Annotated in this window: 15 protein-coding genes; 12 read left to right on the top strand and 3 right to left on the bottom strand. The window is 69.7% G+C overall.

The window, feature by feature from the left end; translation table 11 throughout:
- Positions 1–7: 7 nt before the first annotated feature.
- The 3 genes from ACTOWL_RS07305 to fabD all read right to left on the bottom strand — a co-directional run bounded on the left by ACTOWL_RS07305 (position 8) and on the right by fabD (position 2,111).
- On the bottom strand, positions 8–247 hold the full coding sequence (locus ACTOWL_RS07305; protein ID WP_225766028.1) for an acyl carrier protein: 240 nt from the start codon (positions 245–247) through the stop codon (positions 8–10).
- Between the two features lie 143 nt (positions 248–390).
- Positions 391–1,128, bottom strand: coding sequence for a 3-oxoacyl-[acyl-carrier-protein] reductase (gene fabG, locus ACTOWL_RS07300; protein ID WP_441320541.1), 738 nt, complete (start codon positions 1,126–1,128; stop codon positions 391–393).
- Positions 1,129–1,160: 32 nt separating this feature from the next.
- Complete coding sequence (gene fabD / locus ACTOWL_RS07295) at positions 1,161–2,111, bottom strand: ACP S-malonyltransferase (protein WP_441320540.1); 951 nt, start codon at positions 2,109–2,111, stop codon at positions 1,161–1,163.
- Positions 2,112–2,347: 236 nt separating this feature from the next.
- Here fabD and rpsF point away from each other — a divergent pair, with 236 nt between their 5' ends.
- The 12 genes from rpsF (at position 2,348) to purF (ending at position 15,868) form a co-directional block, all read left to right on the top strand.
- Positions 2,348–2,812: a 30S ribosomal protein S6 gene (gene rpsF / locus ACTOWL_RS07290; RefSeq protein ID WP_441320539.1), complete on the top strand. Its 465-nt coding sequence runs from the start codon at positions 2,348–2,350 to the stop codon at positions 2,810–2,812.
- A gap of 5 nt (positions 2,813–2,817) precedes the next feature.
- Positions 2,818–3,048 (top strand): 30S ribosomal protein S18, encoded by a 231-nt coding sequence (gene rpsR / locus ACTOWL_RS07285; RefSeq protein WP_306770208.1) that lies wholly within the window; start codon positions 2,818–2,820, stop codon positions 3,046–3,048.
- Positions 3,049–3,060: 12 nt separating this feature from the next.
- Positions 3,061–3,645, top strand: coding sequence for a 50S ribosomal protein L9 (rplI, locus tag ACTOWL_RS07280; RefSeq protein ID WP_441320538.1), 585 nt, complete (start codon positions 3,061–3,063; stop codon positions 3,643–3,645).
- Positions 3,646–3,815: 170 nt separating this feature from the next.
- Entirely contained in the window at positions 3,816–6,449 is a 2,634-nt protein-coding gene (gene mprF / locus ACTOWL_RS07275; RefSeq protein ID WP_441320537.1) for a bifunctional lysylphosphatidylglycerol flippase/synthetase MprF, read from the top strand.
- Positions 6,446–7,885, top strand: a complete 1,440-nt coding sequence (locus tag ACTOWL_RS07270) for a virulence factor family protein (RefSeq protein ID WP_441320536.1) — start codon at positions 6,446–6,448, stop codon at positions 7,883–7,885. Before mprF ends, ACTOWL_RS07270 begins: the two co-directional genes overlap by 4 nt.
- Positions 7,886–8,001: 116 nt before the next feature.
- Entirely contained in the window at positions 8,002–9,489 is a 1,488-nt protein-coding gene (locus ACTOWL_RS07265) for a replicative DNA helicase (RefSeq protein WP_441320535.1), read from the top strand.
- A complete protein-coding gene (alr, locus tag ACTOWL_RS07260; RefSeq protein WP_441320534.1) occupies positions 9,479–10,597 on the top strand; it encodes an alanine racemase in 1,119 nt (372 codons plus the stop codon). Before ACTOWL_RS07265 ends, alr begins: the two co-directional genes overlap by 11 nt.
- The gene (locus tag ACTOWL_RS07255; RefSeq protein ID WP_441320533.1) at positions 10,594–11,364 is read left to right on the top strand and encodes an MlaE family ABC transporter permease; all 771 of its coding nucleotides are present in this window, start codon (positions 10,594–10,596) and stop codon (positions 11,362–11,364) included. The genes alr and ACTOWL_RS07255 overlap by 4 nt, the downstream gene beginning before the upstream one ends.
- Positions 11,365–11,372: 8 nt before the next feature.
- Positions 11,373–12,149, top strand: a complete 777-nt coding sequence (locus ACTOWL_RS07250) for an ABC transporter ATP-binding protein (RefSeq protein ID WP_441320532.1) — start codon at positions 11,373–11,375, stop codon at positions 12,147–12,149.
- Between the two features lie 14 nt (positions 12,150–12,163).
- Positions 12,164–13,600, top strand: a complete 1,437-nt coding sequence (gene radA, locus ACTOWL_RS07245; protein WP_441320531.1) for a DNA repair protein RadA — start codon at positions 12,164–12,166, stop codon at positions 13,598–13,600.
- Positions 13,590–14,318 (top strand): CvpA family protein, encoded by a 729-nt coding sequence (locus ACTOWL_RS07240; RefSeq protein WP_441320597.1) that lies wholly within the window; start codon positions 13,590–13,592, stop codon positions 14,316–14,318. Before radA ends, ACTOWL_RS07240 begins: the two co-directional genes overlap by 11 nt.
- Positions 14,319–14,401: 83 nt before the next feature.
- Positions 14,402–15,868, top strand: a complete 1,467-nt coding sequence (gene purF, locus ACTOWL_RS07235; RefSeq protein ID WP_441320530.1) for an amidophosphoribosyltransferase — start codon at positions 14,402–14,404, stop codon at positions 15,866–15,868.
- Positions 15,869–15,872 lie beyond the last annotated feature (4 nt).

The following is a 15,872-nucleotide window of genomic DNA, read 5'->3' as shown; positions in this document are numbered from 1 at the left end:
CCTGCGATCAGCCGGCCGAATGCTGCTCGATGAACTGGATCGCGTCCTTCACCGTCAGGATCTTCTCGGCCGCGTCGTCCGGAATCTCGCAGCCGAACTCCTCCTCGAACGCCATGACCAGCTCGACGGTGTCGAGGCTGTCGGCGCCCAGATCGTCGATGAAGCTGGCCGACTCGGTGACCTTGCCTTCTTCGACGCCGAGATGCTCGACGACAATCTTCTTAACGCGCTCGGCGATGTCGCTCATTCGTTCTACCTTTCAAGAGAGCGGAACGGGGCTGAATTCCGCAGTGCTGAACCCCCGCACGAGTGACCGCCCCGTAACCCGCGGTCACATAACACACCTGATCGAACATGGCCAAGCATCTGGCCATGTCCAGCCTGACGACGTCAAACCATCGCCATTCCGCCATTCACATGGATGGTCTGGCCGGTGACGTAGGCCGCCTCGCTGCTGGCGAGATAGAGCACCGCCGCGGCGATCTCGGCCGGGTCGCCCATCCGCGCCATCGGGATGGTGGCGGAAATCCGCGCCTTCTGCTCGTCGTTCAGCGCCTCGGTCATGGCGCTGGTGACGAAGCCCGGGGCGACGCAGTTGACGGTGATGCCGCGGCTCGCGACCTCCTGCGCCAGCGCCTTGGTCATGCCGGTCAGTCCGGCCTTGGACGCGGCGTAGTTCGCCTGGCCGGGGTTGCCGGTGTGGCCGACGATCGAGGTGATCGACACGATCCGGCCCCAGCGCTTCTTCATCATGCCGCGCAGCGCCGCGCGCGCCAGGCGGAAGGCGGACACCAGGTTGACGTCGAGGACGGTCTCGAAATCATCGTCCTTCATCCGCATCGCCAGGCCGTCGCGGGTCAGGCCGGCATTGTTAACCAGGATGTCGATGCCGCCGGTCGCCGCCTCGGCCGCCTTGGCCACCGATTCGGCGCCCTCGGCGCTCGACAGGTCGCCCGGCGTCACATAGGCCCGCTCGCCCAGCTCACGGGCCAGCGCCTCCAGCTTCTCGACCTTGGTGCCGGACAGCGCCACGGTGGCGCCCTGGGCGTGCAGCAGGGTCGCGATGGCGCGGCCGATGTCGCCCGAGGCGCCGGTGACGAGCGCCGACTTGCCGTTCAGATCGAACATGCTCTCTTCCCTTGTCCGTCAGGCCTTGCAGTTCAGGCGCCGGTCGATGCGATCCAGGCGTCGATCTCCTCCGGCGTCTGCAGCGACACCGCGGCGAGGTCGCGATCGATGCGCTTGGCGAGGCCGGCCAGCACCTTGCCGGCCCCGAGCTCGACCAGTTCCAGCACGCCCGCCGATTTCATGTAAAGCACGCTCTCGCGCCAGCGCACGGTGCCGGTCACCTGCTCGACCAGCAGGCGGCGGATCTCGTCCGGCGCGGTGACCGGGGCCGCGGTGACATTGGCCACCACCGGCACGGCCGGCGCCTTGATCTCGACCTCGGCCAGCGCCGCGCGCATCGCCTCGGCGGCCGGCGCCATCAGCGGGCAATGGAAGGGCGCGCTGACCGGCAGCAGGATGCTGCGCTTGGCGCCGAGTTCGGCCGCCAGCGCCATCGCCCGCTCCACCGCCGCCTTGTGGCCGCTGACCACGACCTGGCCTGGCGCGTTGTCGTTGGCCGCGCTGCAGATTGAATCCGCGGTCGAGGCGCGGGCGGCGACGTCGCGCGCCTGGTCGAGGTCGAGACCCAGCAGCGCCGCCATGGCGCCGATTCCGACCGGCACCGCCTTCTGCATCGACCGGCCGCGCAGGCGCAGCAGCCGGGCCGCATCGGCGACGCTGACCGCACCAGCCGCGGCCAGGGCCGAATACTCGCCGAGGCTATGGCCGGCGACGAAGCCCGCGAGATCGGCCAGCGACCGGCCGGACCGCTCCGCCACCGTCCGCGCCGCGGCGACCGAGGCCGCCATCAGCGCCGGCTGGGCGTTCTCGGTCAGCGTCAGCGTCTCGATGTCGCCGCCGAACATCAGCTCGGACAGCTTCTGCCCCAGCGCCGCGTCGACCTCGGCGAAGACCTCGCGCGCGCTGGCCGACCCGTCGGCCAGCGCCTTGCCCATGCCGACAGCTTGGCTGCCCTGTCCCGGAAACACGAAAGCGCGCGCCATGGCGGCGTTCCCCCGCATCGCAATTAAGGGCGCTGGTCTTAGAGCCTCGCCACCGCAAGTCAAGCCTGATCGACGGTACAGGGGTCCGATCGCGCTTGATCTTCGGGCGTTCCTGAGTATAGTGCGCGGCTTCGTCGATGCTCCTTGCTGGTCGCTTGGCATAGCGATCGGCTTTGACATGGGCGGCTGGCGGTCCCCGCACAGCGCCATGTCGGGAACAGCCATAAGGAGTCACCATGCCACTTTACGAATGCGTGTACATCGCGCGGCAGGACGTGTCCGCCGCGCAGGTGGAGGCCCTGACCGAGGGCTTCTCCACCATCCTCACCGAGAACGGCGGCAAGGTCACCAAGACCGAGTATTGGGGCCTGAAGAGCTTTGCCTACCGGATCAAGAAGAACCGCAAGGGCCACTACGTCCTGCTGAACATCGACGCCCCCGCGGCCGCCGTGGCCGAGATGGAGCGCCTGATGGGCATCAACGAGGACGTGCTGCGCACCCTGACCCTGCGCATGGACGTCCTCGAGGAAGGCCCCTCGGCGATGATGCAGAGCCGGGCCGGCCGGGACCGTGACGGTCGCGACCGCGATGGCCGGGGCGACCGTGATGGCCCCCGCGGCGATCGTGATCGCGGCGAGCGCCGGGATCGCGGCTTCGGCCCCCCGCGCGAACCGGCCGAAGGTGAAGGAGCCCAGGCATGAGCGCGATGGGTGCACGCCGTCCGTTCTTCCGCCGTCGGAAGACCTGCCCGTTCTCCGGCGCCAACGCGCCGAAGATCGACTACAAGGACACCAAGCTGCTGGGCCGGTTCATCTCCGAGCGCGGCAAGATCGTCCCGAGCCGCATCACTGCGGTCTCGGCCAAGAAGCAGCGTGAGCTGGCCCGCGCCATCAAGCGCGCGCGCTTCCTCGGCCTCCTGCCCTACATCGTGAAGTAAGGGGAGGATCCGATGGAAATCATCCTGCTGGAGCGGGTCGAAAAGCTCGGCCAGATCGGCGACGTGGTGAAGGTGAAGCCCGGCTTCGCCCGCAACTACCTCCTGCCGCAGAAGAAGGCGCTGCGCGCGACCAAGGCCAATCTGGCCGTGTTCGAGAAGCAGCGGTCGCAGATCGAGGCCAACAACCTCGAAGCCAAGGGCGAGGCCGAAAACGTCGCCGGGCGCATGGTCGATGTCCACATCGTCATCATCCGCCAGGCCGGCGACACCGGCCAGCTCTACGGCTCGGTGTCGGCGCGCGACATCGCCGAGGCCCTGACCGAGGCGGGCTACACCGTCTCGCGCGGCCAGGTCGCGATCGAGCAGCCGATCAAGACCCTGGGCCTGGAGAAGGTCCGGATCCGGCTGCACCCCGAGGTCAGCGTCATCGTCACCGTGAACGTCGCCCGTTCGGCCGAAGAGGCCGAGATGCAGCGCACGCGCGGCGGCATGGTCGTCGCCTCGGTCCTTGAAGAGGAAGAAGCGGCGGCTGAAGCCGCTGCCGAGGCCGCGATCGCCGAAGCCGAGACCGAGAGCACCGAGGGCGAGCCGGCCTGACCAGCCCGGTTCGGTTCTGTATCGAAAAGGCGCGGACCTTCGGGTCCGCGCTTTTTTGTTGGGGAACGCCCGGCCGTGCAACCTGAACAACAGGTTGCAAACTCTTAACGTGATCCGGAGCCTGGGCGGGACTAGCGTCCGGCCGATCCGGTCCAATCGAGTTCCCCCCAATGTCCACGGCACAGCCGCAGGCGGTTTCCGTTCCGACTGCCGACGCGGCCGCCGTCGCCGGCGGCCTGACCCTTCGACCCATGCACCAGCGCCTGAAGCCGGCCCTGCTGACCATCGTCACCCTGCTGCTGTTCGCCGGCGCCGCCTACGCGATCCGGCAGGAGCTGGCGGCGATGAGCTGGCACGACCTGATCGCCCGGATCCGCGCCTTGCCCTGGACCTCGGTCGGCCTGGCGCTGATGGGCACGATCGGCAGCTTCGTCGCGCTGATGGGCTATGACTGGTCGGCGCTGCGCTATGTCGGCGCCCGGGTGCCGCTGCGGACCATGGCCCTGGCCAGCTTCTGCGGCTATGCCGTCGGCAACACCATCGGCGGCCTGGTCACCGCCAGCTCGGTGCGCTACCGCGTCTACACCGCGACCGGGCTCGAGTTCGGCGACATCGCCAAGATCGCCGGCTTCTGCGCCCTCGCCTTCGGCTTCGGCATCGTCACTGTCGGCGCCGCCGGGGTGCTGCTGCAGCCGCATCTGCTGACCCGCGCGCTCGGCGTCCACAGCCTCTGGACCAGCGCCGGCGCCGCCGTGATCCTGGCCGGCGCCGCGCTGTTCCTGCTGCTCTGCGCCCTGCGCCGGCCCGGCCAGCCCTTCCTGGGCCGAATTCCGTTGCCCAGCGTCGGCATCGCCGCGGGCCAGCTGGTGATCTCGACCATCGAGCTGCTGTTCGCCGGCTTTGCCTTCTGGATCCTGCTGCCGCATGGCAGCGTGCCGTTCAGCGCCTTCTTCGTCGTCTTCGTCGTCGCCACCGTGGCCGGCATCATCAGCCATGTGCCGGGCGGCGTCGGCGTGTTCGAATCGGTGATGCTGCTCGGCCTCGGCCCGGTGCTGCCGCCGCAGGCCATCGCCGCCGCGCTGGTCGTCTACCGCGCGGTCTACTTCCTGATCCCGGTGATCCTGGCCGTCGGCATCCTCGCCAGCGCCGAGACGGCGCGGGCCTTGAGCCGGCTGCAGAGCCACGCCCCGACGCGGCTGACCCTCGACGTCGCCGGCCGGCTGATGCCGTCGGTGATGGCCGCGCTGATCTTCGTCGTCGGCACGCTGCTGCTGATCTCGGCCGCCACCCCGACGCTGAAGAGCCGCTTTGAGATCCTGGAGACGCTGCCGGTCGCGGTGGTCGAGCTGTCGCATATCCTCGCGGCGGTCACCGGGCTGGCGCTGCTGGTCGTCGCCTGGGGCCTGTTCCGGCGGCTGATCGCGGCCTATTGGCTGACCCTGCTGCTGCTCGCGGTCAGCGCCGTGCTGGCCCTGGGCAAGGGCTTCGCCTGGCGCGAGGCGCTGCTGCTGCTGCTGTGCCTGGTCATCATGCTGCCCTGCCGGGAGGAGTTCTGGCGCCGCTCCGCCCTGTTCGACCAGCCGATGACCCCGGGCTGGCTGGTGGCGGTCGGCAGCGTCGTCGGCGGCATGGCCTGGCTGACCTTCTTCTCCTTCCGCCACGTCGCCTACGCCAACGACCTGTGGTGGACCTTCGAGGTCCATGAGGAAGCGTCGCGCGCGCTCAGGGCCATGGTCGCGGTCAGCCTGCTGGCCACGCTGTATGGCCTGTGGCACCTGGTGCGGGCCCATCACGGCCGGATGACGGCACCGACCGCCGCCGAGCTGCACCAGGCCGAGCAAATCCTGCGGCAGCAGCCGCGCGCCGAGGCCAATCTGGTGCGCATGGGCGACAAAGCCCTGCTGTTCTCGGACAGCGGCCGCGCCTTCCTGATGTACGCCATCCAGGGCCGCACCTGGGCCGCGCTGGGCGACCCGGTCGGCGCGCGCGAAGACTGGCCGGAGCTGATCTGGCGCTTCCGCGAGATGACCGAGGCCACCAGCGGCCGCCCGGCCTATTACGGCGTCCGGGCCGAGACCCTGCCGCTCTATCTCGACACCGGCATGACGCTGTCGAAGCTGGGCGAGGAGGCGCGGGTGCCGCTGCGCGCCTTCACGCTCGAGGGCGGCAGCCGCAAGAAGGCGCTGCGCTACGCCCTGTCCCGCGGCGAGAAAGACGGGCTGAGCTTCGAGATGGTGCCCGCGGGCGCAGGCACGGGCCTGATCAGCGAGCTCGCCGCCGTCTCCGACGACTGGCTGCACAAGCAGGAGGCCAAGGAGAAGCGGTTCTCGCTCGGCGCCTTCATCCCCGGCTACGTCCACGGCTCGCCCACGGCCCTGGTGCGCGAGAACGGTCGGCTGGTGGCCTTCGCCACGCTGATGGTGACCGACGAGAAGAGCGAAGTCGCCATCGACCTGATGCGGCACACCGAGGCGAATTCCAAGCTGGTGATGGAGTTCCTGATCACGAAGCTGATCGTGCATTTCAAGGATCAGGGCTACGAGACGTTCAGCCTCGGCATGGCGCCGCTGTCCGGCCTGGAGAGCCACCCGCTGGCGCCGCTCTGGCACCGCATCGGCCGCTTCGTCTACCGCAGCGGCGCCCGCTTCTACAATTTCGAAGGGCTGCGAGCCTTCAAGCAGAAATACGACCCGGTGTGGGAGCCGCGCTACCTGGCGACGCCGAGCGGCCTGGCGCCGGCCCTGGCCATCTCCGACATCGCGGCGCTGATCGGCGGCGGGATCAAGGGGCTGGTGGCTCGATGAAGCGCACCTCCTGGCTGGCCGCCGCCGGGCTGGCGGTGACCGCCGGGGTCGCCCTGGCCGCCGCGGCCTGGCTGATCCCCGACCAGCGCGCCGCGGCCGCACCGCCGCGCAGCTATGACGGCGGCACCCTCGGTTCGGTCCGGCTGTGGCAGCCGGAGGGGCAGCCGGGCTCCATGGTCTTCCTGCTGTCGGACGACACCGGCTGGACCGCGGAGTTCGACACGGCGGCGCAGCGGCTGCAGGGCAGCGGCGCCTTCGTCGTCGGTGTCGACCTGAAGAGCTATCTCGACGGGCTGGAGCACGGCGACGACCAGGATTGCCACTCCCCTGCCGGCGATTTCGAGGATCTGAGCCAGCGGCTCGAGCGCGAGTACAAATTCGCCGCCTACCATGCCCCGATCGTGGTCGGCCGGGGCCAGGGCGCGACCGTGGCCTATGGCGCGGTGGCCCAGGCCGCCGCCAGGACCACGATCGAGGGCGGCGCCAGCATCGGCCCGCTGCCGCCGCTGAAGACCAAGCTGCCGCTCTGCACCGGTCCGGCCGACACGCCGGTGGCGACGCCGGCCCCGGGCGGCGGCTTCACCTACGGACCGCAGCCGCACATCCCCGGCTGGTGGCGCATCGGCCTGCAGCAGCCGGATACGGCGGCGAGCGATCTCGCGACGGCCTCGGGCGGCGAGGTGGTGACCCTGCCGCAGGACGCGCCGCTGGCCGACCAGGTCGTGACGATGCTGCATCAGGACGCGCCGACGGATGCCGATGCCTCCGCCGTCAGCAGCCTGCCGCTGGAGGAACTGCGGGCGGCCGGCCCCTCGCCCACCCTGGCGATCATCTATTCCGGCGACGGCGGCTGGCAGGATCTCGACAAGAGCATCGGCGAAGCCCTTCAGAGCAAAGGGGTTTCCGTCGTCGGCGTCGACAGCCTGCGCACCTTCTGGAGCCAGCAGACGCCGGAGCAGACGGCCAAGGACCTGGCCCACATCATCGACCATTACGGCAAGGCCTGGGGCGCCCAGCGGGTGATCCTGATCGGCTACTCCTTCGGCGCCAATGTCCTGCCCTTCGCCTACAACCGGCTGCCGGCGGCGGAGAAGGCGAAGGTCGACCAGATCAGCCTGCTGGGCCTGGCCGAGCGGACCGATTTCGAGATCCGGGTCACCGGCTGGCTCGGCGTCAGCGCCGACGACGATGCGCCGCCGGTCGCGCCGGAGCTGAAGTCGATCGACCCGGCCCGCATCCAGTGCTTCTACGGCGAGGACGAGGACGACACCGTCTGCCCGACCCCCGCCATGGCCGGCGCCGAGGTGATCAAGACCACCGGCGGCCACCATTTCGACGGCGATTACGACAGCCTCGCCCGCACCATCATGGACGGTGCGGAGAGGCGGCAGCAGGCGGGTCTTTCGACCGCGACTACCAAGCCGGCATCCCCTTGATCCGACAGCCGGATTCCGGTTGTCCACAGAACAGTTCACATTCGGTCCCGCTATCCACAGGGGGATCGGACCGTCGTTCCTGGCGGTGCCCTGCCCGGCTGCGGTAGGGTGGGCCGATGGAGAAGTTCCGTCCCGAATCCCCCCTCACCCTCGTTCACAGCGCCGACCAGATGGCGAGCCCGACCTACCGGCGCATGCCGGCGAACGAGGAGGCCGAGCAGGCGCTGCTCGGCGCCATTTTGGCCAACAACGCCGCGCTGGAGAAGGCATCGGACTTCCTGCGGCCGGAGCATTTCTATGTCCCGGCCCATGGCCGGATCTACGGCGCGGCGCTGCGACTCGCGGAGCAGAACCGGATCGCCGACCCGATCAGCCTGAAGCAGTATTTCGAGACCGACAACGAGCTGGAGGGCGTCGGCGGCGCCCAGTACCTGACCGACCTGGCGGCCAGCGTGGTCTCGGTGATGAACGCCGAGGACTATGCCCAGACCATCTACGACCTGTCGCTGCGGCGCCAGCTGATCCTGGCCGGCGAGGAGATCGTCAACGACGCCTACAAGCTCGAAAACGAGATGGACGGCCCCGCCCAGATCCAGGAGGGCGAGGAGAAGCTGTACCGCCTGTCCAGCTCGGGCGTGCTGCGCAAGGATTTCGAGCCCTTCGGCGACGTCCTGGCGCGGGCGGTCGACGCCGCCGGCAAGGCGCTGGAGCGTGACACGCCGCTGACCGGCGTCACCACCGGCCTGGCCGAGATCGACAAGATGATGGGCGGCATGCAGCCCTCGGACCTGATCGTCCTGGCCGGCCGGCCCGGCATGGGCAAGACCGCGCTGGCCACCAACATGGCCTTCAACGCGGCCACCGCCTATCTGCGCAAGCACGGCAAGGAAGGCGCCGTGGTCGGCTTCTTCTCGATGGAAATGTCAGCCGATCAGCTCGCCGTCCGTATCCTGTCCGAGGTGGCCGAGATCGCCTCGGAGCGGATCCGCAAGGGCGACATGAAGCGGTCGGACTTCCCGCGCGTGGTCGAGGCGGCGAACCTGATCCGGCAGACGCCATTCTTCATCGACGACACCGCCGGCGTCTCGATCAGTACCTTAAGAACGCGCGCCATGCGCCTGAAGCGTCAGCATAATCTCGGCATGCTGGTGGTCGACTACATCCAGCTGATGAGCGCCGGGTCGACCAAGAAGAACGAGAACCGGGTGCAGGAGATCTCCGAGATCACCCGCGGCCTGAAGATCCTGGCCAAGGACCTCAGCATCCCCGTCATCGCCCTGTCTCAGCTGTCGCGCCAGGTCGAGAACCGCGAGGACAAGCGGCCGCAGCTCTCCGACCTGCGCGAATCCGGCTCGATCGAGCAGGACGCCGACGTGGTCATGTTCGTCTATCGCGAGGCCTACTACCTGTCGAAGGGCGAGCCGCCCGAGGGCACGCCGGAGCATCAGGACTGGATGGCGGCGATGGACCGGGTGCACAACGTGGCCGAGGTCATCGTCGCCAAGCAGCGCCACGGCCCGACCGGCACGCGGCGGCTGCATTTCGAGGGCCAGTATACCAAGTTCTCCAACCTGCAGTCCGATCCCAGCTTCGATGACCATTGAGGCGGCGGCGCTCGGCCGGGCCGGCGCCCTGCTGACCATCGACCTCGACGCCATCGCCGGGAACTGGCGCCGGCTCCAGGCGCAGGGCGCGCCGGCCGAATGCGGCGCCGTGCTCAAGGCCGACGGCTACGGCCTCGGCGCCGTGCCGGTCGGCCGCGCCCTGTTCGCCGCCGGCGCCCGCAGCTTCTTCGTCGCCCATCTGGACGAGGGCATCGCGCTGCGGGCCGCGCTCGACGAGCCCCGGATCGTCGTCCTCAACGGCCTGCTGCCGGGTCTGGCCGCCGACTACACCGCCCACGATCTGATCCCGGCGCTGAACGACCTCGGAGAGATCGCCGCCTGGGCCGGCCATGCGAAGACGCTCGGCACCGCCCTGCCCGGCTTCGTCCATCTCGACAGCGGCATGAACCGGCTCGGCCTGACGCCGGAAGACCAGGCCAGGCTGGCTGCGGATCCGACGGTGCTGGACGGCATCGGGCCGATCGCCTGGATGACCCACCTCGCCTGCGCCGAGGAGGCCGGGAACCCGATGAGCCGGGCCCAGCTCGACCGCTTCCGCCGGGTCGTGGCGACGCTGCCGCCGGCGCCGGTCAGCATCGCCAATTCCGCCGGCATCTTCCTTGGCTCGGACTTCCACGGCGGCCTGACCCGCCCGGGCGCCGCGCTCTATGGCCTCAACCCGACGCCGGGCCGGCCGAATCCGATGGCCGCCGTGGTGCGGCTGGAAGCCAGAATCCTGCAGATCCGCCGCGTTGACACCCCCATGACCGTTGGATACGGTGCCGCCCACCGCGTGGAGGGTCCGGCCAGGCTCGCGACGATCGCCGTGGGCTATGCCGACGGGGTGCCGCGGGCCGCCAGTGGTCGTGGCGCCGTGCGCATCGCAGGCTTCACCGCGCCGATCACCGGCCGCATCTCGATGGATCTGATCACGGTGGACGTGACCCACATTCCCGAACCGCTGGCCGCGCCCGGCGCCCTGGCCGAGATCATCGGCCCGGAGCTGCCGCCCGACCGGCTGGGCGAGAGCGCCGGCACCATCGGCTACGAGATCCTGACCAGCCTCGGCCGGCGCTGTGCCCGCCGCTATCTCGGCGGGGCCGAATGAACTTCCTCGCCACGATCGGGCGCACCTTCCTGGCCTTCCTCGCCGCGGTCGGCCGCCTCGCCCTGTTCACCCTGACCGCGCTGGGGCAATGCCTGCGGCCGCCCTTCTACCCGCGGCTGTTCCTGCGTCAGATCATCGACATCGGCTACTACTCGCTGCCGGTGGTCGGGCTGACCGCGCTGTTCACCGGCATGGTGCTGGCGCTGCAGACCCAGGCGGGCTTCGCCCGCTTCGGCGCCGGCGGCTTCGGGGCCAGCGTCGTCCTGCTGTCGGTGGTGCGCGAGCTGGGGCCGGTGCTGGCCGGGCTGATGGTCGCCGGCCGCATCGGCGCCTCGATGGCGGCCGAGATCGGCACCATGCGGGTGACCGAGCAGATCGACGCGCTCAGCACCCTGTCGACCAACCCGTACAAGTACCTGGTGGCGCCGCGGCTGATCGCCGGCCTGCTGATGCTGCCGTGCCTGGTGATCGTGGCCGACATCATCGGCGTGTTCGGCGGCTTCCTGATCAGCGTCTACCGACTCGGCGAAAATCCCTCGGCCTATATGGTCGCGACCTGGCAGGCGCTCGAGGTCGAGGACGTCGTGCTCAGCCTGCTCAAGGCCGCGGCCTTCGGCTTCGTCGTCGCGCTGATGGGCTGCTACCACGGCTACAACTCGCGCGGCGGGGCCCAGGGCGTCGGCGCGGCCACCACCAATGCGGTGGTCTCCGCCTCGATCCTGATCCTGCTGTTCGACTTCATGATCACCGGCCTGTACGTGGGGTGACGGCAGAGATGGCGACCACCCCCAAGATCAAACTGGAGGGCGTGCACAAGGGCTTCGGCTCGAAGCAGGTGCTGCGCGGCATCGACCTGGAGATCGCGGCGGGCGAATCCCTGGTCGTGATCGGCGGCTCCGGCACCGGCAAATCGGTGCTGCTGAAGTCGATCGTGGGCCTGATCCGCCCGGACCGCGGCCGGATCCTGGTCGACGGCGCCGAGACCACCCGGCTGTCGGGCGGCGACCGGGTCGATCTGATGAAGCGCTTCGGCGTGCTGTTCCAGGGCGCCGCCCTGTTCGACAGCCTGTCGGTCTGGGAGAATGTGGCCTTCGGCCTGATCCAGGGCCGTGGCGAATCCCGCAAGCGGGCCAAGGAGATCGCGGTCGACAAGCTGGCCCAGGTCGGCCTCGGGCCCGACGTCGCCGTGCTCACCCCGGCCGAGCTGTCGGGCGGCATGCAGAAGCGCGTCGGCCTGGCCCGCGCCATCGCGGCGGAGCCGGAGATCATCTTCTTCGACGAGCCGACCACCGGCCTCGACCCGATCATGGCCGACGTGATCAACGACCTGATCGTGAAATGCCGCCGCGACCTCGGCGCCACCACCCTGTCGATCACCCACGACATGGCCAGCGCCCGCAAGATCGCCGACCGCATCGCCATGATCTATGAAGGCCGGATCATCTGGGCCGGGCCGGCGGCGCAGGTGGATGATTCCGGCAACGCCCATGTCGACCAGTTCGTGCACGGCCGCGCGGACGGGCCGATCCAGATGCAGGTCCGGGTTTCCTGACGTAGGGTTCGCCCATGGCGAAGAACGCGACCCGCTACATCTGCCAGAACTGCGGCGCCAGCTATTCGCGCTGGACCGGGCGCTGCGAGTCCTGCGGCGAGTGGAACACCCTGGTCGAGGAGGTGGTCGAGGCCGCGCCGAAGGCGTTCGGCGGGGCCAAGGCCGGCGGCGGCCGCGCCGTCGCCTTCGCCGACCTGGCCGCGGCCACGATCGACGAGCCGCGCTGGCGCAGCGGCAATGACGAGTTCGACCGGGTCTGCGGCGGCGGCATCGTCGCCGGTTCGGCCATCCTGATCGGCGGCGACCCCGGCATCGGCAAGTCGACCCTGCTGCTGCAGGTGGTGTGCCGCCTGGCCGGCACCATCGACTGCGCCTATGTCTCGGGCGAGGAGGCGGTCGACCAGATCCGGATGCGGGCCCGGCGCCTGGGCCTGGCCGAGGCGCCGGTCCGCCTTGCCGCCTCGTCCAACGTCCGCGACATCATCGCCGCCATGGACCGGCCGGACGGGCCGAAGGTCGTGGTGATCGATTCGATCCAGACCATGTTCCTGGAAGCGCTGGAGAGCGCGCCGGGCACCGTCGCCCAGGTCCGCGCCTCCGCCGCCGAGCTGATCCGCCACGCCAAGCGCCGCGGCACCGCCCTCCTGATCGTCGGCCATGTTACCAAGGATGGCGCCATCGCCGGCCCGCGCGTGCTCGAGCACATGGTCGACACCGTGCTCTATTTCGAGGGCGAGCGCGGCCACCAGTTCCGCATCCTGCGCGCGGTGAAGAACCGCTTCGGCGCCACCGACGAGATCGGCGTGTTCGAGATGACCGATGCCGGCCTGGCCGAGGTGAGCAACCCGTCCGAGCTGTTCCTGGCCGACCGCAGCGGCGACGTCTCCGGCGCCGCGGTCTTCGCCGGGCTCGAGGGCACCCGGCCAGTGCTGGTCGAGATCCAGGCCCTGGTCGCGCCCTCGTCGCTCGGCACCCCACGCCGCGCCGTGGTCGGCTGGGACAGCGCCCGGCTGGCCATGGTGCTGGCGGTGCTGGAGGCGCGCTGCGGCGTCGCCATCGGCATGAACGACGTCTATCTCAACGTCGCCGGCGGCCTGCGCATCGTCGAGCCGGCGGCGGACCTGGCGGTGGCGGCCGCCCTGATCTCCTCCCTCACCGGCGTGCCGGTGCCGCGCGACACGGTGGTGTTCGGCGAGATCGGCCTGTCCGGCGAGATCCGCGCGGTGGGCCAGGGCGATGCGCGGCTGAAGGAAGCCGCGAAGCTTGGATTCGCCGCCGCGATCGTGCCACAAGGTCACCCGAAGCGGGGTCGTGCGCCCAGCCGCGACGCATTGCCGATCGAGCGGCGCAGCATCGCCCGGCTGGAGGAGCTGGTGGCCCTGTTCAACACCGACGGGCGCGGCGCGTCAGCAGGCCGCCGCAGGAGTTTCGAGGAGACCGATTCTGGATAGCCTACCCATCGCCGCCGGCGACATCGCGATCCTGATCATCCTCGCCATCTCAGCCTTCCTGGCGCTGGCGCGCGGCTTCGTGGCCGAGGTGCTGTCGATCGCCGGCTGGCTCGGCGCCGCGCTGGTGACGCTGTGGACCTTCAACGACGCCAGGCCCTATCTGCGCCAGTACATCGAGATGCAGCTCCTGGCCGACATCCTGACCGGCGTCGGCATCTTCGTCGTGGCGCTGGTGATCTTCTCCACCATCAGCCATCTGATCGCCCGGGTGGTGAAGGGCTCCGCGCTCAGCGCCGTCGACCGCTCGCTCGGCTTCGTGTTCGGCGTGGTGCGCGGCGCCGTGCTGGTCTGCCTCGCCTATCTGCTGCTGACCTGGGTGTTCCCCGAGACCCGGCGGCCGCCCTGGCTGGAGAACGCCCGGATGCTGCCCTGGGTGCAGGCCGGTGCCGAGTACCTGAAGGGCCTGGTGCCGCAGGAGGCGCTGGCCGGCGCCATCGACAAGGCCAAGCAGGAGGCCCCGGCCCTGGTGCCGCAGATCGCCGACCCGATCGGCAGTCTGCTGAACCAGAACCAGGCTCCCGCCCAGCCGCAACCGGCGCAGCCGCAGCCGGCCCAGCCGCCTGCTCCGGCGCCGGCCGCACCCGGCATCACGCCGACACACCCGACGCAGACGCATCCGGCCCCCCCGTCGAACGCGGGTGCAACCGGTGGCGGTTGACATTATATAGGCGCCAGACGTTGTAAGTGGCGCCGGGCCGATTGGCGCCGATGGCGCCCAGGATCAGGAGCCCTCGCGGCGACATGCTGACGACAGATCCCTTCGACCTCTACGGCGACACGCTCCGTGAGGAGTGCGGCATCTTCGGCATCATGGGGCACCCCGAGGCCGCCGCGATGACCGCGCTGGGGCTGCACGCGCTGCAGCACCGCGGCCAGGAGGCCTGCGGCATCGTCTCGCATGACGGCGAGCAGTTCTATGTCCACCGCGCTAACGGCCTGGTCGGCGACGCCTTCTCGTCGCAAGCGGTCGTCGGCCAGCTCAAGGGCAACGCCGCGATCGGCCATGACCGCTACGCCACCACCGGCGGCGCCGGCCTGCGCAACGTCCAGCCGCTGTTCGCGGATTTCGAGTTCGGCGGCTTCGCCATTTCCCACAACGGCAACCTGACCAATGCCGGGCGCCTGCGGCACCAGCTGGTCAGCCGCGGCTGCCTGTTCCAGTCGACCTCGGACACCGAGGTGTTCCTGCACCTGATGGCGACCGCCCGCGGCGGCAACGTGATCGACCGGCTGGTCGAGGCGATGCGCCAGGCCGAGGGCGCCTATTCGCTGATCGCCCTGTCGTCCGAGCATGTCATCGGCATCCGCGACCCGATGGGGTTCCGGCCGATGGTGCTGGGCAAGCTGGAGACGGCGTCCGGCACCAGCCACGTGCTGGCGTCGGAGACCTGCGCGCTGGACATCATCGACGCCGAGTTCATCCGCGACGTCGAGCCGGGCGAGATGGTGGTGCTGAGTGCCGACGGCGTCACCAGCATCAAGCCGTTCCAGCCGACCGAGCGGCGCTTCTGCATTTTCGAATACATCTACTTCGCCCGCCCCGACAGCGTGGTCGAGGGCTCCTCGGTCTACCAAGCGCGGCGCCGGATCGGGGCCGAGCTGGCGGTCGAATCGCCGATCGAGGCCGACGTCATCATCCCGGTGCCGGATTCGGGCGTGCCGTCGGCCATTGGCTTCGCCGCCCAGAGCGGCATCCCGTTCGAGCTCGGCATCATCCGCAACCACTATGTCGGCCGCACCTTCATCGAGCCGACTGACCAGATCCGCCATCTCGGCGTGCGCCTGAAGCACAACGCCAACCGGGCGATGATCGAGGGCCGCCGGGTGGTGCTGGTCGACGATTCGATCGTGCGCGGCACCACCAGCCAGAAGATCGTGAAGATGGTGCGCGACGCCGGCGCCAAGGAGGTCCATATGCGGATCTCCAGCCCGCCGACGACCAACCCCTGCTTCTACGGCATCGACACGCCGGAGAAGTCGAAGCTCCTGGCGCACAACTACTCGGTGCAGCAGATGGCCGAGCTGATCGGCGTCGACAGCCTGGCCTTCATCTCGATAGACGGGCTGTACCGGGCCATGGGCGCGCCGAAGCGGGCCGGCAACGCCCGCCAGTTCTGCGACGCCTGCTTCACCGGCGACTATCCGACGCCGCTGACCGACCACACGGCGGCGCCGCGCCGCAGCTCCGCCCTCTCCGAGCGCGTCTGATCCG

This window comes from Inquilinus sp. CA228 (genome assembly GCF_052078665.1).
Classification (GTDB): Bacteria; Pseudomonadota; Alphaproteobacteria; order DSM-16000; family Inquilinaceae; genus Inquilinus.
Note: the sequence above shows the minus strand (reverse complement) of the source record. Positions and strands in the feature narration are given on the sequence as shown.